Here is a 21,292-nt window from a genome sequence, read left to right as displayed (position 1 = left end):
CGGCCGTAGGAGGCGGTGCTCAGACGGGCCCCGGAGCCTCGGTTGCGCCGGCGTCGAACAGGTCCGCGGCCAGGGATTCGATCGTCTTTCCCCAGGCGACCGCCGCGCGCCAGGCGGGCGGAATCCCGGCGGCGCCGTAAAGCGCTCCGGCGAGCTGGCCGGCGATCGCCGCGGTGGTGTCGGCATCCTCGCGCAGGTTGGCGGCCATCAGGACCGCGCCGCGGAAATCCGCCGTCCGCCCGACGCACCAGAGCGCGGCTTCGAGCGCGTCGGCGACATAGCCTGAGCCGCGCACTTGCGCCCGCGGCTTGCCGCGCCAGCTGCCGGCGGCGATCGGGCCGATCCTGCCCGCATAGGGCTCGCTCCGCGGCCGCATCACGGCGGAGCGCGGCCTGCCGGCGATCGCCTCGGCGAGGAGATCGGCATAGACCACGCAGGCATCGACCGCCTCGGCGGCACCATGGGTGGTCCGGCTCTGGCGGGCGGCCACGTCGCGCCGGCGCTCCCGGTCGTGCCAGTGCCGGACGGCGACCGGCGCGAGCCGCATCAGGCTGCCGTTGCCGGCGGCATGGGCATGGGTCTCGCCGGCGACCGGGTTGCCGGTCCGGCCGAAGCGGTCGAGCGCGCCGCGCACCGTATTGCCGATGTCGAAACAGGTGCCGGTGCAGGAATGGGCGCCGTGCCGGTACCAGTTGACGAAGCGGTTCATCAGGTCGCGCTCGTCGAGGGTCGGGTGGGCTCTCAGGCTTTCGGCGAGGGCCAGCGCCATGGCGGTGTCGTCGGTCCATTCGCCCGGCTTCAGGCCGAATGGCCCGCCGCCGACCATGTCGGTCAGCCGTGGCGCCCGGTCGTCGCGGCGCTTGAATTCCAGCGTGGTGCCGACCGCATCGCCGACCGCCAGCCCGAGCAGGGCGCCGACGGCGCGGTTGCGCCGGGCATCCAGGCCGCGATCCGGCACCGGCTCGTCGGCCGGGGCGGTCCCGGCGACATGGGCGACCTGCGCCGTCGTCGGTGTCGCGTCCGGCCGCGCCGCGCCCACCGCTGCAACCGCCGGCCCCGGCGCTGTGCCCAGTTCGACCATCAGCCGCGCGGCAACGGTGGCCGGATGGTTCGCGGTGCCGAGACTATGAACCAGGATATCCGCACCGTCCCGCAACCGCGCCCGCAGACCTTCGCCGACCGTCGCCCAGGCGGTTTCGAAGCGGGCATCCGGGATGCCGGACTCGGCAACCGGTAAGGGCAGCCAGTCCATGTTTCGGGCCTCGACACCGGCGCCGAACCCCGCCAGGCCGAGCGCCTCCAACGCGGCAGCCGACGTGAGGCTGACCACGGCTGCGGCGCCCCAAGCGGCGATGGCATCGAGGTCGGCATCGAGGCCGCTTGTCACGTCGTCCGGCGCGCGGCGTCCGGGGCAATCCGAAACGCCGATCCGGCCGCAGCCGGGCGAGGGGCGCACGAAAGGCGGGGCGGAGGCTGGGCTCATGGGAGCATTTTCTCCGTTGGGCGGATCGGCGGCAAGGAGGGATCCCGGCGTCGATATCCCGCCGGGGACGGATGGCAATCCGGTCATCGAAACCCCGCCGGTCCGGATTAGCAACCCGGACCCGGTCCGCTCCTCGCAATTCGCGGTCGCGGTCCGTCCAGGGACCGGCCCGGCCGTTCGGGCCTCCGGGCAAGACGCGGGAGGTCGCGCCGACGAAGGCTCACTTCCGGCGCCGCGTCAGCCAGTCCTGCGCCTGTTCCAGGCGATCGGCGGTCCGATCGACCTTCCTGACGAAGGCGATCACGGCCGAAACCATGCCGATGATGGACGAAATCGTCAACCAGAGCGAAATAGCCGCGCCGAAGGCAGCCAACGTCGCGATCGCGATCCATTTTGCGGCCAGCGCCATCAGGCTGGCCAGGACCGGCGCGGCGAGAGCGATCATGGCGGCATCCAGAATGGTCATGTCCCGGTGTCGATCGAGCACGCGCTTCTGGCCCGCATAGGCGAGCGGAATGGCGGTCAGGAAGATCAGGAGGAGCAGGATCGAACCGGGTCCGCTCGCCTTGGACCACAGGATCAGCACGGTCTTCGGCACGGCGACGATATAGGTCACCGGATTCCAGGGATGATCATACGAGCAGCCGAACCCGGCCGGCGCGCCGCCGATGGTGGTGGTCGGCCCGCAGTGCCTGATCTGCGCCGCATAGGCGTCCAGTACCGAAAGCGGATCGAAGGCGTCGAGTGAGACGATGGCTTCCCGGGAGGCCTGGATGACGGCCTGCTTATCGATCGACTGCACCCAGAGGCCGACGCCACAGATGGCGAGCGCGACCAGCAGATAGAGCCAACGCCGCCGCCGGCCGGGTGCCGGCCGGTCTTTGGTTGCGGATGTGTCGGCTTCCATCGCTGAACCCTCCCGCCGGTAACGGATGCATTTCGGGCTCGCGTAGAGGGTGCCATGCCGGGGCCGTTCTGACCAGCATGACCGTGTTTCCGGACTGCCGGCGAGCCTTCCCATCCGATTGGAGGAGAGGCCCCTTTTCGATCGTCCGATCTGCATGCATTGTCATTTCAACGGACGGCGCCGAGGACGGTGCCGGACCCCGGAAGCCAGCCAAGCCCCAAGGAGTTCGCCATGATCCGCAAGTTCGCCACCATCGCCGCCTTCGCCCTGGTCGCCGCGACCGCGACCCTCAACACCGCCCGGGCCGACGACAATGATTTCGTCGCCTCCAAGACCTTCGAGAGCACCGTCTCGGGCGACGACCTGTCCGCCGAAGACCGGCTCCTGATCGTCAATGGCAATTCCGGCCGCGTCGTCTACAATGACGGTCGCAACGACCTCTTCTGCGTGACCCGCGTGGTCTTCTCGCACTACGACTACTACGGCCGCCCGCACTACAAGCGCACCATGCGCTGCCGCTGATCCGGCGCCGGTGACCGGTCTTCCAGCCGATCGCCGGCCCGCTGACAAGGCCCGGAATCCTCCTCCCAAAAGCCCGACTTGCCCGCGCCCCGGAGTCCCTCCCGGCGCGGGCTTTTTTCCATGAGGACCGAGGCCGTCGCGGTGCGAACCTCCGGGGCGGCGGCCGGCCGGCTTATGGCCGATCGTCACCCCGCCGTGCAGACTACCTTGCCGGAGAAGGTCTTGGACTTGGCCTCGCCCTTGTCGACCCAGGAGGCCTTGAGCGTGTAGCGGCCGCGATAGGGGGCCTCGTCGTCCGATCCGGCCCGGCGGGTTTCGATGACCAGGTCGAGCGCGGTGACGCCGTCACCGTCCAGCTCACGATAGAGCTGCAGCTTCAGGTCCGGGCCGAGCACCCAGGAATGGGCCAGATGCTCGCCCTCGAACGTCGTCTTGGGCGGCAGGGTCGGGAGGCCCTTGGCGGATTTCAGGGTGATCTCGCCCGAGACATTGGAGAGCGGTGCCGGGATGCCATGAGCGAGGATGGCGTTCGCGCTCGCCTCGACCGCCGCATCCGAGATGGTGCAGTCGAGCGTGGCGGAGGCCTCAGCGCCGCCGGCCGGCAGCAGGACGAGCAGGGCGGCAAGGGTGTAGCGGGTAGCGGCAGGCGACGGCATGGGGGCTCCGGGGCGGGGCGTTTCGGTGCCGGATCGTCTAGGACAGCCGCGTTTCCGCGTGATGTCGCGCCCTGTTGCGGCGTCGTTGCCGGCCGGTTTCAGGCGGCCGGCAGGCGGACGATGAAGCGGGCGCCGCCGAGCGCCGGGCTGCGGTCGAGCGTGATCGTGCCGCCATGGGCCTCGATGATCTGGCGTGCGATGGCAAGGCCGAGGCCGGTGCCGCCGGTCGCCCGGTTGCGCGAGCGCTCGAGCCGGTAGAAGGGCTCGAACACCGCCTCGCGCTCCGCGTCCGGAATGCCGGAACCGTCATCCTCGACCGCCACAGAGACAGAGGTGCCCTCGCGCGCCAATGTCACGCGGCAGCGGGCGGCGTAGCGTCCGGCATTGTCGAGCAGATTGCCGACCACGCGTGCGAGCGCGACCGGATCGCCGGCGACGCGGACCGCCGGGCCGGCGGGCAGGGGCGCCCGCTCGATCGCGGCGAGCGGGCGGCCGGCAACGGCATGATCGAGCAGGTCGGCGAGATCGACCGGCTCGCGTCGATCCGGCGCGCCGGTACCGCGAGCGAGCGCCAGGGCTTCGTCGATCATCGCCGTCATGTCGTCGAGATCGCGCGCGGCGCGTTCGCGCTGCTCGTCGGCCTCGATCGCCTCGATGCGCAGCCGGAGCCGCGTGATGTAGGTCTTCAGGTCGTGGCCGATCGCGCCGATCAGCATGCTGCGGCCCTTGATCAGGGCCGCGATGCGGGTCTGCATGGCGTTGGACACGTCGATCAGCCGGCGGATGTCCGGCGCACCGCGCGGGGAGACGCGCGACGGCTCGCCGCGGGTCGAGAAATCCTCGGCCGATGCGGCCAGTTCGGCCAGCGGCCGGGCTTCGCGCAGGATCGCCCAGAACGCGGCGGCGGCGAACAGGAAGCCCAGCACGCCGATCCAGAAGCCGGCCGGCACGCCGAAGACGCGCCGGACAGCATTGCCGCGCAATTCGAACGAGGCCCAGCGGCCGTCGACCAGTTCGATCGCGATGGCGATCGGGGTGCGGCCGGTCAGGTCGAGACGGTCGGCCAGCCGCGCCAGTGTGCCGTCCACCGGCGGTGCCGGCCGATGGGCGACGACCGCGCGGTCGGGCAGGGTCTCGAGATACTGGCCGACCAGCCATTCGACCGTCGGCATGCGCTGGTCGGCCGGGACCGGGGCCGGAGCGGCGGATGTGATTGCGACCGAGAAGGCCTCGGACCCGGCGGCGCGGGCCAGGAGCTCCGGGTCGACCTTCGGTTCGCCTTCGACCAGCGCCACGATGGCGGCGACCTGGGCCGGTATCGGGAAACGCTCGGCGTTGGCTGCGCGCCGCTCGCGCGCCGTATACGAGACCGCCACGGCCAGGGCCGCGAAGGTGAGCATGAGCGCCAGCAGGATCAGCACGAGCCGGCCGACGAAGCCGAGGCGGCCCGGCATGTCAGGCCTCCGTCACGGCGACCGCCAGCACGTAGCCGGCGCCGCGGGCGGTCTTGATCAGCGGTTCGCCGCCGACCTCGATCTTCTTGCGCAGCCGGCTCATCTGCACGTCGATGGTTCGGTCGAGCGCCTCGGCGCGGCGGCCGCGGGTCCAGTCCATCAGCTGGTCGCGCGACAGGACCCGTCCGGGCCGGGTGACGAAGCAGGCGAGCAGGTCGAACTCGGCCCCGGTCAGCTCGATCGCGGCGCCGTCGGCGGTCGCGACGCTGCGCGCGTCGAGATCGACCGTGATTGGCCCGGCGACGAAGCGGCGCCGGTCCGCGATCGGCTGCGGCTCGGTCCGACGCAGTACCGCACGCATGCGGGCGACCAGTTCGCGCGGATTGAACGGCTTGGCGAGATAGTCGTCGGCGCCCATCTCCAGGCCGAGGATGCGGTCGATGTCGTCGCCGCGCGCAGTGAGCATGATGATCGGCACGCGCGAGGCGACGCGCAGCCGGCGGCAGATGGCGAAGCCGTCCTCGCCCGGCAGCATCACGTCGAGCACGATCAGGTCCGGCGGACCGTATTGGGCGAGCAGGCGGTCGAGCCCGGCCCCGCCGTCGGCGATGTCGACGCGAAAGCCCTGGCGGCGCAGATAGTCGCGGACCAGGGTGCGAATTTCGGGGTCGTCCTCGACGACGACGACGCGCGGCATGTCGGTCATGGCGCGATCCTACGGATGGGAGCCGGAAGCGCGAGCCTGGCCGATCCGGATGCAACACTTCGTTACGATCCGGGGCCGGATCGGCAAAAGCCGTGCAAAGTTGCGGCTGCACTCTTCTCGTCATCGCCGGACGACGGCGCCCTCACGAAGGAGACTGACCATGCAGACCCTCGCCAAGCTCTTCGCGCTCGCCCCCGCCGCGCTCGCATTCTCTCTCGCCGTCTCGACCGGCGCGGAAGCCTTCCAGCGCTCCGGCACCTGGACCGGTCCGGCCGGCGGCGTCTATACCAGCCAGGGTTCGCGGACCTGCGCCAACGGCAGCTGCTCGTCGGCCGGCAGCGTCACCGGCCCGGCCGGCAACACGGTCAGCCGGACCGGGTCCGCCAGCTGCTCGGGCGGCGTCTGCACCGGCCAGGCGACCTATACGGGGCCGGCCGGCCGGACCGCGACCCGCACCTACCGCGTGACCCGCTGACACGCATCGCATGCCGCCGACCGCGGTCCGGGGCTTCGTGCCCCGGCGGGGGGCCGGTCGGGCGAACCGGAGGAGAGGCCATGACCCGCGTTCCATCCGCCGCCGCTGCCGCCGCGACGCGCAGACGGCGCCTCGCCGTTCGCGCCGGGACCATCGCGGTGGTGCTCGCGATCCTGGTGGCGCCGGCGGCGGCCTGGAGTTTCGAACCCGGCCCCTGGCGGCTCGGCGGCGGCGAGGCCCTGCGCCTGTGCGGGGCGGATGCCGCGCGCCATTGCACCGGGGTGACGCCCGGCGGCGGCCGGCTGGCGCAATGCCTGATCGAGCGCCGCGCCGTGCTCGAACCCGGTTGCCGCAGCTTTCTCGACCGGGCGAAATCCGCCGAACTGACCGTGATGGCCTGCGCGGCCGATGCGCGCCGGCTGTGCCCCGGCGTCGCGCCCGGCGGCGGGCGCATGATCGCCTGCCTTGAAGGGCAGCGGGCGTCGGTCTCCCCGGCCTGCATCCGCACGCTGGATGCGGCCTCCGAGCAACTGCGGCCATGAGTTGAGGCCGCAGGCGGCGCCGTCCGGATCGAGCCCCCGATCCGGGCGGCGTCGGTTCCTCAATGCATGACGGCGGCGTGTGGCATCGGTGCGGTAGCGATGCCGCCGACGCCGATCGTGGCGCGGGCCAGCCATGTGGCGACCCGGTAGAGCGCCTCCTCGCGGGTCTGGTCGGCCTCGCGGGCATTGCCGAAGACCTCCAGCTGCCGGTGCGCGCTGGTGCCGAAATCCAGGATCGCCTTGATGCCGTCGAGATCCTCGGCCCGGCCGATCCGCCGCGCGTCCGGCATCAGGTCCTTGACCAGGCGGCGGATCGCCAGCCGGACCAGGAGCGGCGTGCGGCTGGCCGGATCGACGATGCGCGCATCGAGCCCGCCGCGCTGGATGCGCCAGCGGTTCTCCTCGGTGATGGCGCGCACCACCGCGTCGACGGGCACGCCGAAGTCGGGATCGCGATCGAGGCGGGCGACCAGGGCGCGGAACAGCATCGCGATGGCGACCGCATCCTCCGGCACCGTGCAGGCGTCGGCAATGCGCAGCTCCAGCGTCGGATGGGCCATGGACGGCCGGATCGACCACCAGATGTAGCTGGCGTCGGGGATGACCCCGCCGGCGGTCATCGAGTCCAGATAGGCGCGATAGTCCTCGTCGCCGGCAAAGACCGGCGGCAGGCCGGTGCGCGGCAGCTCGTCATAGGCGGCCGGCCGGTAGGAGAGCAGCCCGGTCGACTTGCCGCACCAGAAGGGCGAGGAGGTCGACAGCGCCAGGAACAGCGGCAGGAACGGCATCGCCCGCGTCATCAGCGCGACGCGCCGCTCCGGGTCGGGCAGCGCGACATGGACATGGGTGCCGCACAGCAGATTGCGGTAGCCGAGCATCTGCAGGTCGTTCATGACCATGCGGTAGCGCGCCCGCTCGGTATGGCGTTGTGCCTGCCATTCGGCGAAGGGATGCGTGCCGGCGGCGATCAGGCGGAAGCCGAAGCCGTCGGCGACATCGCCGACGCCGTCGCGCAGTTCCTTCAATTCGGCCAGCGCGTCCGCGGCGTGCCGATGCGGCACGGTCTGCGTCTCGATCTGCGACTGCAGCAGTTCGAGCGAAACGCGATCGCCCAGCCGGTCGCGGCAGCGGGTCAGGAATTGGGGTGGCAAGGTCCTGACGGAATTCATCGTTGCGGCATCCACGACGAAAAATTCCTCTTCGATCCCGAACGTGTAGTCGGAAGCCATCCATCCCTCCATTGCGTTCTTTTTCCCCGTGCGACCCTGCTATACAGCACGGCCGCCCGTTGATGAGGGTTAATGGCGGATTGGGGCGCCCAAAAGGCTCTCGAATACGTAAATGTGGCAAAAATTATTCTATGGTATCCAAGAAGATCGGAGACGAACGCGGGCGCCAAGCGTTGCTGCAACGCAGCGCCTGAGTCTAACCGCAGTGTCACGATTTGAAAGACTTCGTGATCGGAGTCCCGCGGCCGCCGGTTCGGTGGGCCGGTCGGCTCGGTGGCTCCGGCCGGCCGGCCGGGAAATTCGCATTCGGAAAAAGCGATGGGATCAGTTGTCGAGATCGTCGTCGAAGAAGCTGAAATCGTCGCCCCCGCCGCCGATTCCGCCGCCGGTGACGAAATCATCGGTGCCCGACTTGTGTCCGCCGCCCTCCGAGGCATGGGCGTCGCCGCCGAACAGGCTACCGCCGCCGGAGTGATTCGAACCGCCGAACAGGCCCTTCAGCGCCTCGTAGGCGAAGACGCCGCCGGCGATGCCGGTCGCCGCCCCGATCACGGTGCCGAGCACGCTGCCGCCGGATCCTTGCGGCGGCGTCGGCGCCGGCAATCCGCCGGGGCCGGGGTCGGTGCGCGTCCCCCAGGGCCCGGGGGCGGGCAGCGGGCCCGGCGCAGGCAGGGGCCCCGGCTGCGGCCCGGGCCGACCCCATCCGTCCGACGAACCCGGATTGGTTCCGGTCCACGGGCCCGGCGGGGGCGGGGGCACGGATCGGTCCGTGCGCGCGGTGCCCCAGGGTGCGCTGCCCCAGGGCTCGCGCCGCTCGGGCGGACGGGAATGGCCGTCCGGTGCGCCCGGATGGCCGAACGGGCCGGTACTGTCGCCGAACAGGCCGCCCTGGGCGCCCGCCTGCGGGTGGGTGTCGACGGCGGCCAGTTCCGCACGCAGCCGCTCGGTCTCCTCAAGCAGCGCCTGACGCTCCCGGTCGAGCGCAACGATCGCCCGGACCAGACCGAGCAGGGCCTCCGGATCGCGCGCCACCGCCGCCTCGACCGCCGCATGGGCGGCCGGATCGTAGGGCGCCGGCCCCATCTGGCGGACGCGCGCGAAGATGTCGTGGATGATGTCGGATTCCTGCGGCGTCATGTCGGTCTCCCCGGCGGTCGCCTCGCGACCCTCCTGTCCTCAAGACGTGGGAACGGTCGGGCACGGCATCAAGATACCGGCGGCAGGCCCGCCCTCAGAAACGGAAATGCTTGGACAGCTTCAGGCCCTGCGCCTGATAGTTGGAGCCGACCTCGCCATAGACCCGCTCGGGGCGCTCCGCCATGCGCTCGTAGACCAGCCGGCCGATGGTCTGGCCGTGATCCAGGATGAACGGCACCTCGTGGCTGCGCACCTCGAGCACCGCGCGCGAGCCGGCCCCGCCCGCGCCGGCATGGCCGAAGCCCGGATCGAAGAAGCCGGCATAGTGGACGCGGAACTCGCCGACCAGCGGATCGAACGGCACCATTTCGGCCGCATGGCTGGGCGGCACATGCACCGCCTCGCGGCTGACCAGGATGTAGAATTCGTCGGGATCGAGGATCAGGCTGGCCGGTCCCCGGCGCCGGATCGGATCCCAGAAATCGAGCACGTCGAGGGCCGCCTTGCGGTCGACATCGACCACCGCGCTGTGCCGGCGGGCGCGGTAGCCGATCAGACGGTCCGGCCCGGCACCCTCCAGGTCGATCGACAGCGACACGCCGTCGACAAGCACCGGGTCGGCCTCGTTGACCAGCCGATCCGTGGCATGCAGCGCCGCCAGTTCGGCATCGGTCAGGCGCGCGTCGCCCCGGCGGAAGCGGATTTGCGACAGGCGCGAGCCGGCGCGGACCAGGACCGGGAAGGTGCGCGGCGAGACTTCGAGAAAGAGTGGCCCGCGATAGCCGGCCGGGATGGTGTCGAAGGCGCGGCCCTCGTCGACGATGACGCGGGTGAACACATCGAGCCGGCCGGTCGAACTCTTCGGATTGGCCGAGGCGGCGACATCGGCCGGCAGGGCCAGACGCTCCATCAGGGGCACGATGTAGACGCAGCCGGTCTCCAGCACCGCCCCGGTCGAGAGGTCGATCTCGTGCAGGCGCAACTGGTCGATCTTGTCGGCGACGCGCTGGCCGGGGCCGGGCAGGAAGCTGGCGCGGACCCGGTAGGCGACGGTGCCGAGCCGGAGATCGAGACTGGCCGGCTGGATCTGGTCGTCGTCGAAGGCGCGTGCGGTGGCGATGCCGCCGGCCGCGGCGAGCGCACGGACCTGCTGCGCGGCCAGTATCCCGGCTCCGGTCCCGATTTCGCCACCGCCCATCGAACGCAACGCCCCACATCCCGAAGACATGCCGACAGTTAGCCGATGCGCGGTAGGGAATCGAGTCGCGCCTGCCCATTTCTTGGCAGGCGGAAACGTGTTGACAGGCCGGTCGGTCGGGCGTATCGCACCCTTCACTTCGTGGTCATTTGAGCCGGCCGGCTTGCAGCCACGTTAAATAAGTCGCTAAAGGGCCGGGGTGTGATGGAGCCCGGTCCGCGTATGCTGGCCGGGATTTTTTGTGTCCATCGCACGGCCAGCGTTCCGGAGTCCGGACATGAGCACTACTCCCTCCCGCCGCCGGCGGCCCGCGACCGATCTCGTCCATGGCGGCACGCTCCGCTCCCAGTTCAACGAGACGTCCGAGGCGCTGTTCCTGACCCAGGGCTTCGTCTACGGCTCCGCCGAAGAGGCCGAGGCGCGGTTTCTGAACCTGTCGCCGGGCTATCAGTATTCGCGCTTCGGCAACCCGACCGTGACCATGTTCGAGGACCGCATGGCGCTGATCGAGGGTGCGGAGGTCGCGCGCGCCACCGCGACCGGCATGGCGGCGGTCAATGCCGCTTTGTTGTCGCGGCTGTCGGCCGGCGACCATGTCGTCGCCGCCAAGGCCCTGTTCGGCTCTTGCCGCTACATCGTCGAGGATCTCTGCCCGCGCTTCGGCATCGCCTGCACGCTGGTCGACGGCGCCGATCTCGACCAGTGGCGCGCCGCCATCCGGCCCGAGACCAGGGTTCTGTTCCTGGAAAGTCCGACCAACCCGACGCTCGAAGTCTACGACATCGCCGCGATCGCGGCGATCGCCCATGCGGCCGGGGCCATCCTGGTCGTCGACAATGTCTTCGCCACGCCGCTGTTCCAGTCGCCGCTGAAGCTCGGTGCCGACGTGGTGGTCTATTCGGCGACCAAGCATATCGACGGCCAGGGCCGCTGCCTCGGCGGCGTCGTGCTGTGCTCCAAGGAATTCCTGGACAAGTATCTGCAGGTCTTCATCCGTCAGACCGGCCCGTCGATGAGCCCGTTCAACGCCTGGGTCCTGCTCAAGGGCCTGGAGACGCTGGCCGTCCGGGTCGAGCGCCAGACCCGCAACGCCGCGCTGGTCGCCGATGCGCTCGCCGCCCATCCGGGCGTCACCCGGGTGATCTATCCCGGCCGCGCCGATCATCCGCAGGCGGCGACCATTGCCCGCCAGATGACCGGCGGGTCGAGCCTCGTCTGCTTCGAGGTGGGCGGCGGCAAGGCGGGCGCCTTCGCGGTCGCCAACGGCCTCGAAATCGTGCGCATCTCGAACAATCTCGGCGATGCCAAGAGCCTGATCACCCATCCGTCGACCACCACCCACCAGCGGCTGACCCCGGAGGCGCGCGCCGAACTCGGCATCACCGACGGCATGCTGCGGCTCTCGGTCGGCCTGGAGGATCCTGACGACCTGATCGAGGACCTGATCGGCGCGCTCGATGCGGGCCGCCTCGCCGCCGCGGCGGAGTGAACCGGCCCTACGGGTTCCGGAACGTCGTGATGGCGAGCCGGACCCGGGCGGCAGCGGTGATCAGGCAGAGGATGCCGAAGCCCCATGCGAGCGCCGGAAAGGCGGCTGGCCACAGGCAGGCCACCAGGAACACCGCGATGGTCTCGGTGCCTTCGGCGAGGCCGGTGGTGAAATAGAGCGATTTCGAGCCGCGCTGCGTCGTCTCCAGGCCACGCCGCGCGGCCAGGATGGCGAAGCCGAGAAAGCTCGCGCCGTTGACGTAGAAGGTCGCGATCAGGAAGGCGGCCGGCACGGCGCTGGCGGCCGGATCGGCGATCGCGAAGGCGAGCGGCATGCCGCCGTAGAAGACGAAATCGCAGACGATATCGAGGAAGCCGCCCAGATCGGTCTTCGCGGTCGCCCGGGCCACCGCGCCGTCGAGACCGTCGGCGAGCCGGCCGGCCAGCACGAACGCGACCGCGGCGGCCGGCGACCCGCTGGCGACCAGGCCGATGGCGATCAGGCTGGCGACGAAGCCTGCGGCGGTGACCTGGTCGGCGGTGACGCCGCGGCGGGCCAGATCGCGGCCGATTCGGTCGAGCCGGCCTTCGATCAGACGGCGTGCGAGCCCGTCCAGCATGCGGTATCGTCCTCAGCCTCGACAGGCGTGCTGCCGCCATGGCAGATATCGCGACGGATGCGTGCCGGGCCATCGAGACGGCATCATTCCGAAGGCGAGACTATGGGGCCTGCGAGGGCTGCGCAATGCGATCGTCCGGAGCCCGAAGGCAACGGCGACCAGACCGGCAGGAGACAGCAAATGCGATACGAGGCGGTGACCGGCGGCATCCGGGTGACCGTCGAGCCGCACTTCCTCGAGGAGAAGTCGGAACCGGCGCAGGGACGATACTTCTGGGCCTATACGGTCGAGATCACCAACCTCTCCCAGGTCGCGGTCCAGCTCAGGACCCGCTATTGGCGGATCATGGATGCCCAAGGCCGCACGCAGGAGGTCCGCGGGCCGGGCGTGGTCGGCGAGGAACCGGTCATCCCGCCGGGCGGCAGCTTCGAGTATACCTCCGGCTGCCCTCTGACGACCTCGTCCGGTTTCATGGTCGGCAACTATGTGATGGACATGGCCGACGGCGGCAGTCTGACCGTCGACATTCCGGCCTTCTCGCTCGACACGCCGGCCGAAAAGCGGGTCGTCAACTGAGTCGGTTTCGCTGCCGGCCGGACTTGCGCCGCCTGCCGGTCATCGGGAACAGACCGTGAATTCGAGCGTCGCGGCGGGCCATCGGATCTGGCAGGATCACACCATGCGATTCGCCGCCGCCCTCGACCGTGACGACCCTGCCGGCGATGCCGCGGTTCGGGGTGCCCGCAGCCCGGATGCCGCCGTGACGGCCCAGGATCCGGCCGCCGGAGCCGCCGGGGTGGTCTTTTGCGGGACGGAGCTGAAACTGCTGCCCGACGGTGCCCTGTGGTGGCCGGAGGCGGCGACGCTGGTGGTCGCCGACCTGCATTTCGAGAAGGCCTCGTCACTGGCCCGGCGCGGGTCCCTGCTGCCGCCCTACGATACCGCCGTCACGCTCGACCGTCTGGGCCGTCTGATCGCCGCCTTGAACCCCGCCTGCGTGATTTCGCTCGGCGACGCCTTCCACGATCCCTTTGCGTTGGAGCGGATCGCCGCGGAGGCACGGCAGCGGATCGCGGCGCTGCAGGTGGGCCGCGACTGGGTCTGGGTTGCCGGCAATCATGACCGTGCGCTGCGCGGCGAGATCGGCGGGACCGTCGTCGAACAGGTCGCCATGGGGCCGCTCCTGTTCCGCCACGAACCCGCCGCGGCGGCGGAACCCGGCGAGATCGCCGGACATCTGCATCCGGCCGCGCGCGTCCTGCTGCGGCCGAAGTCGGTGCGCCGGCGCTGTTTCGCGACCGACGGCCGGCGGCTGATCCTGCCGGCCTTCGGGGCCTTGACGGGCGGGCTCAATCTGCTCGACCGGGCCTATCGCGGCCTTCTGGACCCGCAGAGCCTCGTCGCCCACCTGGTCGGCGACGGCCGCGTCTACAGCTTCCCGCGGCGACACCTCGCGCCGGATTGAGCCGGCGCGATCAGGCGGCGCGGACGGTGGCGAGGAATTTCTGCACCTCGCTGCGCAGCACCTCGGCCTCGCGGCCCAGTTCCGCCGAGGCGCGAAGCACCTCCGCAGAGGCCTTGCGGGATTCGGACGCGGCTGTCGTGACCGAGCCGATCCCGTGCGCCACCGCGTTGGTGTCGCGGGCCACGCCGTTGACGCTGCGGGCAATGTCCTCGGTCGCCTGGCCCTGGGCCTCGACTGCGGTGGCGATCTGGCTGGCGATCCCGCTCATCGTCTCAATCGTGCCGCCGATGCCTTCGATCGCCCGTGCGGTGGCGCCGGTCGACGCCTGGATGGCGTCGACCTGCCCGCCGATCTCTGCGGTGGCCTTGGCGGTCTGGTCGGCGAGTTGCTTGACCTCGGCGGCGACCACCGCGAAGCCGCGGCCGGCTTCCCCGGCCCGCGCCGCCTCGATCGTCGCATTGAGGGCGAGCAGGTTGGTCTGGCCCGCGATGCTGTTGATCAGGCCGACGATCGAGCCGATCCGGTCGGCAGCCCGGGCAAGCCCTTCGACATGCGCATTGGTCTGCTTCGCCTCGCTGACGGCGCGGGCGGCGATCTCGGCCGACTGCGACACCTGCCGGGCGATCTCGGTGACCGAACCGGACAGTTCCTCGGCGGCGCCGGCCGCGGAGGTTACATTGGCCGAGGCCTGGCCGGTTGCCGCCGCAACGGCACTCGATTCCTGGGCGGTGCGCTCCGAGGCATCCGACAGGATGCGGGAGGAGGCCTGCAACTGCGTCGCCGCGGAGGCGACCGTGCTGACGACCCCGCCGACCGCGGATTCGAACCGTTCGGCCAGCGCATGCAGCTCCTGGCGGCGCTGCTGGGCCGCCCGCGCCTCCTGCTCGGTGCGCTCGCGGCGCAACTCTTCGGCGCGGCGCATGGCATCGCGGAAGGTCGCCATGGTCCGGCTCAGAGCGCCGATCTCGTCCTGGCGATCGGCATAGGGAGCCTCGACGGAGAGATCGCCGCCGGCAAGAGCCGCCATCCGATCGCGGATCGCGGCGAGCGGGGTGGTGACGCGGCGCGATACCGCCAGCAGGATGGCGCCGGTCAGCAGAAACGCCAGCGCAACGCCGGCGAGATCGATGGCGAGCCAGAGGCGCGCCTCGCCGGCCTTCGCCTCCGAGCGGCGCAACGCCGCGGCGAGAGCCGCGTCGGCGACCTGCACGATGCCGGCAAGCCGCGGCACGATGCGGGCATTCCAATCGTCATAGGACAGGTGGGCCTTGCCGCCGGATGCGACGGTCGCCAGCAGGCGCCGCTCGTCGGCCTGGAAGTCCTTCTCGAAATAGCCAGCATCGACCTTGGCGAGAGCGTCCGTCAGCATCGGATCGGCGGGCAGCCCAGCGGTGAGATCGCGCAGGATCGACCAGAGGCCCTGGCTGCGCGCGAGAGCCTCACGGTGGCGGATCGGCGCATCATCGCCGACCGGGCGGTTCTGGAGCCCGCCGACCAGGAGAAGCGCGCCGTCACCGGCCGTACTGCGCAGGACCCAGGCGGTCTGCTTGATGGTGAACAGACGGTCGATGAAGGGATCGTCGAGATCGACCGCGCCGGCGATATCGACCGACACCTTGCCGAGGAGATCGATCAGCGCGCTGGCGGCAGCCACGTAGTCCTGCGCCAGACCGGCCCGCCGCTCCGCCTTCGGCTTGGCGATGGCGGCAAGGCTTTCGGCCTGCAGGGCGGCAAGCTGGCTCTGCAGGCGCTGCAATTCCGGCAGGCTCTTGGTCTTGCCCTCGAAGTCGAGCGCGTCCAGCAGCGGGAGAGCCGTCGCCAGCGCATTCATGACCGCGATGCGGGAACTGGTCGTCAACTTGCTGAATTCGGTCCGGGTCTGCTCGGACAGCAGTTCGTTCTGGGTCCCGGGGCGGTCGAGCCGTTCGTTGTGGAGCGCCGTGAACAGGGCTGCGGACGCCCGCGTGGCCTTGGCGAGCCGATCCGCCCGGGCGAGATCCGACCAGGCATTCCAGGCGGCCACGGCCGAGAATGTCAGGAGGACTGCCGCCAGAATGCCGAACGCACCGCGCAACAGGGCACCGACAGAAATCCCGTTCATCCGCATTCTCCTGAAATTTTACTTCAGGTAAAATGCCGACGGATGCAATAACGTTAGGTAAATGGTTTTGGAAATCGGGTGTGCTTCAATCCCGGCGGAAAATGATGCCCGCGAACCAGCCGGTCAGCAGCGCCAGCACGACGGTCCCGAGGCCATAGAGCAGGGGTCGGGTGAAGGCGAGGTCGAACATGAACTGTTCGAATCCCGTCTTGGAGACCACCACCGCCGAGGTGTGCTGGGCCAGCGAGACGCCTTCCTGGAACAGTCCGACCTGGATTCGGAACCGGCCGACCGGCACGTTGGCCGGCAGCGGGATGGTGGCGCGAAACAGCGTCGGGCTCAGGAAGGTGACCGCACCGGGCAACTCCCGATAGAGCCCGGCATGCAGCTTGAGGCGCAGGAAGCCGGCGCGGAAGTCCGGATCGCCCGGCGCCGGATCGTCCGGGGAGCCGGTCGAACGCTCGGGCAGTATCAGGTGCTCCAGGCCGACCTGGTGCCGCCTCAGGGTTTCGGGCGGGCCGATCTGGTCGATCGTTCCGGTGGTCAGCGTCGCATAGAAGCTCGGCACATCGACATAGGTGCGGCTGTCGCGATTCACCCAGACGCCGAAGCCGCGCTGCTTGCGCCGCGTCACGACGGTTTCGCCCGGACCGAAGACCTGCACGGCGATCTGGTATTCCGAGGCCCGCGAGACCGTCGCCCGGTCGCGTTCGATCGACCCGAAGACGGTGATGTCGGTGCCGGAGAAGTTCGAGGCGATGTTGACCGTGCCGGTCGAGGTCGCCACCACCAGGGTTTCGGCGCGCGCGGCGGGGATGCAGGCCAGGATGGCGCCGGCGAGGACGATGGCGACCTGCAAGGCTCTCACGGCGCAGCTCCGGAGACCAGCGGGGCGATCGAAAACGGCTCTTGCGGCGTCACGACGAGATCGATGGCGAAACGCACCCCGACCGCCAGGATGAGAAGCCCGAGCAGCGCGCGCAACTGTTCGCCGCGCAGGCGCGAGCCGACCTGGGCGCCGAACTGCGCGCCGATGACGCCGCCGACCATCAGGATCAGGGCCAGCACCGCGTCGACCGACTGGTTCGAATAGGCCTGCAGGATGGTGGCAACCGCCATGGTGCCGAGGATCTGGACGAGCGAGGTTCCGATCACGACCGTGGTCGGCACCTTCAGGAGATAGATCAGGGCCGGCACCATGATGAAGCCGCCGCCGATGCCGAGCAGCGTGCCGAGGAAGCCGATGAACACGCCGAGCGCCAGGATCGGAATGGCCGAGATGTAGAGGCGCGAGCGCTGGAAGCGGACCTTGAACGGCAGCCCATGGATCCAGCCGTGCTGGCGAAGCTTGCGCGGCTCCGGCGCGGCCTCGCGGCGTGCGGCGATCATGAAGCGGACGCTCTCGATCACCATCAGCATGCCGATGCCGCCGAGGAAGACGACGTAGCAGAGGCCGATCACCACATCGAGCTGGCCGATCGTGCGCAGCAGCCGGAACACCAGGACGCCGAACACCGTGCCGACGACACCGCCGGCGAGCAGGAACAGCGCGAGCTTCCAGTCGATCGACTTGCGCCGCCAGTAGGCGAGCGCGCCGGAGGCCGAGGAGGCGACGATCTGACTGGTCACCGTCGCCACCGCCACGGCCGGCTGGATGCCGGAGAAGACTAGCAGCGGGGTCAGCAGGAAGCCGCCCCCGACGCCGAACAGGCCGGACAGGAACCCGACCGCCGCGCCCATGCCGAAGATCATGAACATGTTCACGGGCAGTTCGGCGATCGGCAGGTAGAGCTGCACCCTCTCCTCCACTTTTCCGCCCGCACGTCCCGGGCAAGACGGCCTCGCCGGCGGGTCCTGCCGGTCCGTCGCCGGCCGGCGCCGCCACCAACGCCGTCGCTTTGAAGCATCACGCCATGAAAGTCTTGATATTCGATCACGTGCCCGGGCGGCGCGGCGAATTTTCGGCAAATCTGCGCGGAAAGAATGCGGTCCTGCCGAAACGGTGCGCAGAGGTCTCGGTCGCCGGCCGGGACCGGGACCGGGACCGGCCCCGCTGCCGTGACCTGCAGGCCGCGCCCTACCCCGCCGCTTCAGCCCAGCGGCGCGCCTCGCTGCCGACCGCCTCGGCGATCGAGCCGAGCCGGTCGCGCCGGACCTGCCGGGCGAGGCCGTCGAGGATCGATCGGACGAGGCCCGGCCCCTCGTAGACGAGGCCGGTATAGATCTGCACCAGATCGGCGCCTGCCGTGATCTTGGCGAAGGCGGTCTCGGCGCTGTCGACCCCGCCGACGCCGACGAGCACCATGTCGGGGCCGACCATCAGCCGCATGCGCGCCAGCATCGCGGTCGACCGAAGGAACAGGGGGCGGCCGGACAGGCCGCCGGTCTCGCGCGCGGCCGGCTCGACCAGATGCTCCCGCGACAAGGTCGTGTTGGAGACGATGATTCCGTCGACCTTCTTGTCGAGCGCTTCGGCTGCCACGTCCTCGAGGCCATGCGCATCGAGATCGGGGGCGATCTTGAGCAGCACCGGGACCCGGCGACCGTGGCGCGTTGCGGCGTCGTCGCGCGCGGCCAGCGTGCGGGCCAGCAGGTCGCCGAGCGCGGCCCGCGCCTGCAGATCACGCAGGCCGACGGTATTGGGCGACGAGATGTTGACGGTGAAGTAGGACGCCAGGTCGGCAAAGGCCTCGATGCCGGCGACATAGTCGGCGGCGCGGTCGACCGTGTCCTTGTTGGCGCCGATATTGACGCCGACGATGCCGCCGCGCCCGCGCCGGTCGATGAGCCGGGCCCGGAGCGCCGCATGGCCCTGGTTGTTGAAGCCCAGCCGATTGATCACGGCCCGGTCGCGCGGCAGGCGGAAGACGCGCGGTTTGGGATTGCCGGCCTGCGGTTGCGGCGTCACCGTGCCGACTTCGGCAAAGCCGAAGCCGATCCTGAGAATCGCGTCCGGCACCTCGCCGTTCTTGTCGAAACCGGCGGCGATCCCGATCGGGTTCGGGAAGGCGAGGCCGAGCCGGTTGACCGCAAGGCGCGGGTCGGCCGGCACGCAAGCCGGCACCAGGCCGGTGGCGAGGGCCTTGAGGGTCAGCCCGTGGGCGGTTTCGGCATCGATCCGGAACAGCGCCGGGCGCGCAAGGCCGTAGAGGGTCACCGGTCGAACTCCGGAAAGAGGTGGCGGCCGTCGGGTCCGAGCGGCAGCGGCGCGGTCCAGGCGACGGCGGACAGCGGCAGGTGGCCGTAGAGATGGGGAAACAACTGGCCTCCGCGCGAAGGTTCGTAGCGCAGGGCGGCGCCGAGAGACGCCGGATCGACGGCAACCAGGACCAGATCGGCCTGTCCGGCGAAATGCCGCGCGGCGGTCTCTGCAACCTGGGCGCGCGTCGACAGGTGGATATAGCCGTCGGCCAGATCGACCGGCGCGCCGTCGAACCGGCCGAGCGCCTCGGCTGCGGTCCACGCCGCCGCATTCGCAATCTTGAAGATTTTGTCGGACATTCCGGAATCGTCCCATCCGCGCGGGTATACGGATCCGGCGGCGGGGACCGCCGTGCCGGTGTGCGGCCGCGGACTTTCCGTGTAGCGATGGGACTTCCGCGCCGCAAGGCTGGGCCGATGGACGCGGTGCCACTCTTCCTTATCCACAGACGATATACAACCTATGCGTTTAAATCTGGACAAGACAATAATCCAGAAGTATTCGTTGGACGCAGACGAATTTTTCTCGTCGCAGGGCCAGATTCGATGACGCGCGAGCCGGTCCCCCCGATCACGCACGAACGTGTCTGGAGCGCGATCGATGCTTTCGCGGCGCGCCAAGGCCTGACGCCGTCGGGTCTGGCCCGGCTGGCGGGGCTCGATCCGACCACCTTCAACCGGTCGAAGCGCCACGGCGGCGATGGCCGGCCTCGCTGGCCGTCCACCGAGTCGATCGCCAAGGTGCTGCAGGCGGTCGGCGCGCGCTTCGACGAATTCGTCGGGCTGGTCGAAGGCCGCGAAGGACCTGACTATGCCGTCCCGGCCCGCACGGTGCCGTTCATCGACGCCCGCGAGGCCAGTGCGCCCGGCTTCTTCGACCCCGGCGGGCGGCCGACCGGGACGGGCTGGGACGCGGTCGCCTTTCCGGCGGCACCGGAGGATCCGCTCTTCGCGATCGAAGTCGCCGGCTCGGGAATGCAGCCGCTCTACCGCGACGGCGATGTGATCATCGTACGCCCCGACATCGAAATCCGGCGCGGTGATCGCGTGCTGATCCAGACCCCGGACGGGACCTTGACCGCCCGCATCTTCCTGCGCCGCACCAAGCGCTCCGTCGAGGTCGCGGCCACGGATTCGCCGGGCTCCGAGCGGCTGGCCCTGACGGAGATCGCCTGGCTCGCCCGGATCGTATGGGCCAGCCAATGACCCGGGTCGCCCGTCTCGCCCTGATCGGCGCGACCGCCGGCCTGGTCCCGATCGGCGCGGCGATGCTCTATTTCGGTTTGGATCGCGGTGCCCAGCCGCCGCAGCCCGGGATATCCCGATCCGTGACGGTGCCAGCAACGGCCGTGATCGATCCGCCGGCCATGCCCGGCACGCGCGGCGCCGGGACCGGCACGGTCGCGACCGACCTTCCCGGCGGCACCGCCAGGCCGCCGGGACCGGCCGGCACTGCCATGTCCGTCGCGCCCGAGGTCTCCGGCACGGCGGGCCCGACGGCGGTCGGTACGGTGCGGCCACCCACGCCGGCAGCCTCGTCGGCCGGCTTGCGGGGGCCGGTGTTGGTCGCCCCGGAAGGGCCGGTCGACGTGCGCAACGTCACCCCGCCGGGCGTGACGCCGCCGCCGGCCGTGACCGGGCCGCTGGAGCGGCTGCCCGCACGTGAACCGGTCAGAAAGCCGCTCGGCCCCCCGAAGCTGCGCGTGCTGCGCCCGATCCTGGTCGAGTCGGCCGGCGTGGTCCGGGCCGGCGACGTGCGCGTGCGCCTCGCCGGCATCACGGCGCCGGCGTCGGATGAGACCTGCCGCGACGCAACCGGTCAGGACTGGCCCTGCGGCGCGCGCGCCGCGGTGGCCTTGCGCGCCTTCGTCCGCGGGCGCGGGCTGCAATGCACGGTGCCGGAGGGCGCGCGCGAGGGCGACTTCGTGTCGCCCTGCCGGCTCGGCAGCGAGGATGTCGGCCGCTGGCTGGTGCGCCAGGGCTGGGCCAAGGCGGCCGGCGACGATCTCGGCGCCGACGAGACGGAAGCCCGCCGCGCCGGCCTCGGCCTGTGGGCGGCCGCCGCGCCGACCCCGGCCGATTGACCGGGCGGGGCGTGTTCCGGGCCG

22 protein-coding genes and 1 riboswitch are annotated in these 21,292 nt (G+C 70.5%); of the genes, 8 read left to right on the top strand and 14 right to left on the bottom strand.

Features of this window, described 5'->3' with window-relative positions:
• Positions 1–19 precede the first annotated feature (19 nt).
• Both KL771_RS21595 and KL771_RS21590 read right to left on the bottom strand, forming a co-directional pair.
• On the bottom strand, positions 20–1,483 hold the full coding sequence (locus KL771_RS21595) for an ADP-ribosylglycohydrolase family protein (protein ID WP_261970576.1): 1,464 nt from the start codon (positions 1,481–1,483) through the stop codon (positions 20–22).
• 220 nt (positions 1,484–1,703) lie between these two features.
• Complete coding sequence (locus KL771_RS21590; RefSeq protein ID WP_261970575.1) at positions 1,704–2,390, bottom strand: hypothetical protein; 687 nt, start codon at positions 2,388–2,390, stop codon at positions 1,704–1,706.
• A gap of 231 nt (positions 2,391–2,621) precedes the next feature.
• Here KL771_RS21590 and KL771_RS21585 point away from each other — a divergent pair, with 231 nt between their 5' ends.
• The gene (locus tag KL771_RS21585) at positions 2,622–2,912 is read left to right on the top strand and encodes a hypothetical protein (protein ID WP_054358653.1); all 291 of its coding nucleotides are present in this window, start codon (positions 2,622–2,624) and stop codon (positions 2,910–2,912) included.
• Positions 2,913–3,097: 185 nt separating this feature from the next.
• Here the strand turns inward: KL771_RS21585 and KL771_RS21580 are convergent, their stop codons facing one another.
• The 3 genes from KL771_RS21580 to KL771_RS21570 form a co-directional block, all read right to left on the bottom strand.
• Entirely contained in the window at positions 3,098–3,568 is a 471-nt protein-coding gene (locus tag KL771_RS21580; RefSeq protein ID WP_261970574.1) for a hypothetical protein, read from the bottom strand.
• 98 nt (positions 3,569–3,666) lie between these two features.
• Positions 3,667–5,022 carry a sensor histidine kinase gene (locus KL771_RS21575; RefSeq protein WP_261970573.1) on the bottom strand — a complete coding sequence of 452 codons (1,356 nt, stop codon included), beginning with the start codon at positions 5,020–5,022 and terminating at the stop codon, positions 3,667–3,669.
• A 1-nt stretch (position 5,023) separates the two neighbouring features.
• A complete protein-coding gene (locus KL771_RS21570) occupies positions 5,024–5,728 on the bottom strand; it encodes a response regulator (RefSeq protein WP_261970572.1) in 705 nt (234 codons plus the stop codon).
• A 160-nt stretch (positions 5,729–5,888) separates the two neighbouring features.
• Here KL771_RS21570 and KL771_RS21565 point away from each other — a divergent pair, with 160 nt between their 5' ends.
• Positions 5,889–6,203 (top strand): hypothetical protein, encoded by a 315-nt coding sequence (locus tag KL771_RS21565; protein ID WP_261970571.1) that lies wholly within the window; start codon positions 5,889–5,891, stop codon positions 6,201–6,203.
• Positions 6,204–6,283: 80 nt separating this feature from the next.
• Positions 6,284–6,745 (top strand): cysteine rich repeat-containing protein, encoded by a 462-nt coding sequence (locus tag KL771_RS21560; RefSeq protein ID WP_261970570.1) that lies wholly within the window; start codon positions 6,284–6,286, stop codon positions 6,743–6,745.
• 59 nt (positions 6,746–6,804) lie between these two features.
• Here the strand turns inward: KL771_RS21560 and KL771_RS21555 are convergent, their stop codons facing one another.
• The 3 genes from KL771_RS21555 to KL771_RS21545 all read right to left on the bottom strand — a co-directional run bounded on the left by KL771_RS21555 (position 6,805) and on the right by KL771_RS21545 (position 10,309).
• A complete protein-coding gene (locus KL771_RS21555; protein ID WP_261970569.1) occupies positions 6,805–7,974 on the bottom strand; it encodes a carboxylate-amine ligase in 1,170 nt (389 codons plus the stop codon).
• 324 nt (positions 7,975–8,298) lie between these two features.
• A complete protein-coding gene (locus KL771_RS21550) occupies positions 8,299–9,111 on the bottom strand; it encodes a DUF2076 domain-containing protein (RefSeq protein WP_261970568.1) in 813 nt (270 codons plus the stop codon).
• A gap of 94 nt (positions 9,112–9,205) precedes the next feature.
• Entirely contained in the window at positions 9,206–10,309 is a 1,104-nt protein-coding gene (locus KL771_RS21545; RefSeq protein ID WP_261970625.1) for a 2'-deoxycytidine 5'-triphosphate deaminase, read from the bottom strand.
• 131 nt (positions 10,310–10,440) lie between these two features.
• A riboswitch (SAM riboswitch) is annotated at positions 10,441–10,519 on the top strand.
• 67 nt (positions 10,520–10,586) lie between these two features.
• Between KL771_RS21545 and KL771_RS21540 the strand changes: the two genes are divergently transcribed.
• On the top strand, positions 10,587–11,798 hold the full coding sequence (locus KL771_RS21540) for an O-succinylhomoserine sulfhydrylase (RefSeq protein WP_261970567.1): 1,212 nt from the start codon (positions 10,587–10,589) through the stop codon (positions 11,796–11,798).
• 7 nt (positions 11,799–11,805) lie between these two features.
• Here the strand turns inward: KL771_RS21540 and KL771_RS21535 are convergent, their stop codons facing one another.
• A complete protein-coding gene (locus KL771_RS21535; protein ID WP_261970566.1) occupies positions 11,806–12,417 on the bottom strand; it encodes a CDP-alcohol phosphatidyltransferase family protein in 612 nt (203 codons plus the stop codon).
• A 180-nt stretch (positions 12,418–12,597) separates the two neighbouring features.
• Here KL771_RS21535 and apaG point away from each other — a divergent pair, with 180 nt between their 5' ends.
• Entirely contained in the window at positions 12,598–12,993 is a 396-nt protein-coding gene (gene apaG, locus KL771_RS21530) for a Co2+/Mg2+ efflux protein ApaG (protein WP_261970565.1), read from the top strand.
• 103 nt (positions 12,994–13,096) lie between these two features.
• Positions 13,097–13,882: a ligase-associated DNA damage response endonuclease PdeM gene (gene pdeM, locus KL771_RS21525; protein ID WP_261970564.1), complete on the top strand. Its 786-nt coding sequence runs from the start codon at positions 13,097–13,099 to the stop codon at positions 13,880–13,882.
• A 10-nt stretch (positions 13,883–13,892) separates the two neighbouring features.
• Here the strand turns inward: pdeM and KL771_RS21520 are convergent, their stop codons facing one another.
• From KL771_RS21520 to KL771_RS21500, 5 genes are all read right to left on the bottom strand, one after another.
• Entirely contained in the window at positions 13,893–15,983 is a 2,091-nt protein-coding gene (locus KL771_RS21520) for a methyl-accepting chemotaxis protein (protein ID WP_261970563.1), read from the bottom strand.
• An 85-nt stretch (positions 15,984–16,068) separates the two neighbouring features.
• Positions 16,069–16,851, bottom strand: a complete 783-nt coding sequence (locus KL771_RS21515; RefSeq protein WP_261970562.1) for a TIGR02186 family protein — start codon at positions 16,849–16,851, stop codon at positions 16,069–16,071.
• Positions 16,848–17,780 (bottom strand): sulfite exporter TauE/SafE family protein, encoded by a 933-nt coding sequence (locus KL771_RS21510; RefSeq protein WP_261970561.1) that lies wholly within the window; start codon positions 17,778–17,780, stop codon positions 16,848–16,850. Before KL771_RS21510 ends, KL771_RS21515 begins: the two co-directional genes overlap by 4 nt.
• A 280-nt stretch (positions 17,781–18,060) precedes the next feature.
• Complete coding sequence (locus KL771_RS21505; RefSeq protein WP_261970560.1) at positions 18,061–19,140, bottom strand: quinone-dependent dihydroorotate dehydrogenase; 1,080 nt, start codon at positions 19,138–19,140, stop codon at positions 18,061–18,063.
• Positions 19,137–19,484: a DUF952 domain-containing protein gene (locus KL771_RS21500; protein WP_261970559.1), complete on the bottom strand. Its 348-nt coding sequence runs from the start codon at positions 19,482–19,484 to the stop codon at positions 19,137–19,139. The genes KL771_RS21505 and KL771_RS21500 overlap by 4 nt, the downstream gene beginning before the upstream one ends.
• Before the next feature lie 117 nt (positions 19,485–19,601).
• Between KL771_RS21500 and KL771_RS21495 the strand changes: the two genes are divergently transcribed.
• Positions 19,602–20,390, top strand: a complete 789-nt coding sequence (locus KL771_RS21495) for a S24 family peptidase (protein WP_261970558.1) — start codon at positions 19,602–19,604, stop codon at positions 20,388–20,390.
• Positions 20,387–21,268 (top strand): thermonuclease family protein, encoded by an 882-nt coding sequence (locus KL771_RS21490; RefSeq protein WP_261970557.1) that lies wholly within the window; start codon positions 20,387–20,389, stop codon positions 21,266–21,268. The genes KL771_RS21495 and KL771_RS21490 overlap by 4 nt, the downstream gene beginning before the upstream one ends.
• The last annotated feature ends 24 nt before the right edge of the window (positions 21,269–21,292 follow it).

Origin of the sequence: Prosthecodimorpha staleyi (genome assembly GCF_018729455.1) — a bacterium.
GTDB classification, from domain to species: domain Bacteria; phylum Pseudomonadota; class Alphaproteobacteria; order Rhizobiales; family Ancalomicrobiaceae; genus Prosthecodimorpha; species Prosthecodimorpha staleyi.
This window is presented reverse-complemented; position numbering and strand designations above follow the sequence as displayed.

What these genes read in the sequence shown, in the direction of transcription:
- KL771_RS21585 (WP_054358653.1), top strand. Translation starts at nt 2,622, where the DNA reads ATGATCCGCAAGTTCGCCACCATCGCCGCCTTCGCCCTGGTCGCCGCG.
- KL771_RS21540 (WP_261970567.1), top strand. Translation starts at nt 10,587, where the DNA reads ATGAGCACTACTCCCTCCCGCCGCCGGCGGCCCGCGACCGATCTCGTC.
- KL771_RS21595 (WP_261970576.1), bottom strand. Translation starts at nt 1,483, where the DNA reads ATGAGCCCAGCCTCCGCCCCGCCTTTCGTGCGCCCCTCGCCCGGCTGC.
- KL771_RS21535 (WP_261970566.1), bottom strand. Translation starts at nt 12,417, where the DNA reads ATGCTGGACGGGCTCGCACGCCGTCTGATCGAAGGCCGGCTCGACCGA.
- KL771_RS21495 (WP_261970558.1), top strand. Translation starts at nt 19,602, where the DNA reads ATGGACGCGGTGCCACTCTTCCTTATCCACAGACGATATACAACCTAT.
- KL771_RS21490 (WP_261970557.1), top strand. Translation starts at nt 20,387, where the DNA reads ATGACCCGGGTCGCCCGTCTCGCCCTGATCGGCGCGACCGCCGGCCTG.
- KL771_RS21565 (WP_261970571.1), top strand. Translation starts at nt 5,889, where the DNA reads ATGCAGACCCTCGCCAAGCTCTTCGCGCTCGCCCCCGCCGCGCTCGCA.
- KL771_RS21545 (WP_261970625.1), bottom strand. Translation starts at nt 10,309, where the DNA reads ATGGGCGGTGGCGAAATCGGGACCGGAGCCGGGATACTGGCCGCGCAG.
- KL771_RS21500 (WP_261970559.1), bottom strand. Translation starts at nt 19,484, where the DNA reads ATGTCCGACAAAATCTTCAAGATTGCGAATGCGGCGGCGTGGACCGCA.
- KL771_RS21575 (WP_261970573.1), bottom strand. Translation starts at nt 5,022, where the DNA reads ATGCCGGGCCGCCTCGGCTTCGTCGGCCGGCTCGTGCTGATCCTGCTG.
- KL771_RS21555 (WP_261970569.1), bottom strand. Translation starts at nt 7,974, where the DNA reads ATGGCTTCCGACTACACGTTCGGGATCGAAGAGGAATTTTTCGTCGTG.
- KL771_RS21550 (WP_261970568.1), bottom strand. Translation starts at nt 9,111, where the DNA reads ATGACGCCGCAGGAATCCGACATCATCCACGACATCTTCGCGCGCGTC.
- KL771_RS21580 (WP_261970574.1), bottom strand. Translation starts at nt 3,568, where the DNA reads ATGCCGTCGCCTGCCGCTACCCGCTACACCCTTGCCGCCCTGCTCGTC.
- KL771_RS21590 (WP_261970575.1), bottom strand. Translation starts at nt 2,390, where the DNA reads ATGGAAGCCGACACATCCGCAACCAAAGACCGGCCGGCACCCGGCCGG.
- KL771_RS21560 (WP_261970570.1), top strand. Translation starts at nt 6,284, where the DNA reads ATGACCCGCGTTCCATCCGCCGCCGCTGCCGCCGCGACGCGCAGACGG.
- pdeM (WP_261970564.1), top strand. Translation starts at nt 13,097, where the DNA reads ATGCGATTCGCCGCCGCCCTCGACCGTGACGACCCTGCCGGCGATGCC.
- apaG (WP_261970565.1), top strand. Translation starts at nt 12,598, where the DNA reads ATGCGATACGAGGCGGTGACCGGCGGCATCCGGGTGACCGTCGAGCCG.
- KL771_RS21570 (WP_261970572.1), bottom strand. Translation starts at nt 5,728, where the DNA reads ATGACCGACATGCCGCGCGTCGTCGTCGTCGAGGACGACCCCGAAATT.
- KL771_RS21520 (WP_261970563.1), bottom strand. Translation starts at nt 15,983, where the DNA reads ATGAACGGGATTTCTGTCGGTGCCCTGTTGCGCGGTGCGTTCGGCATT.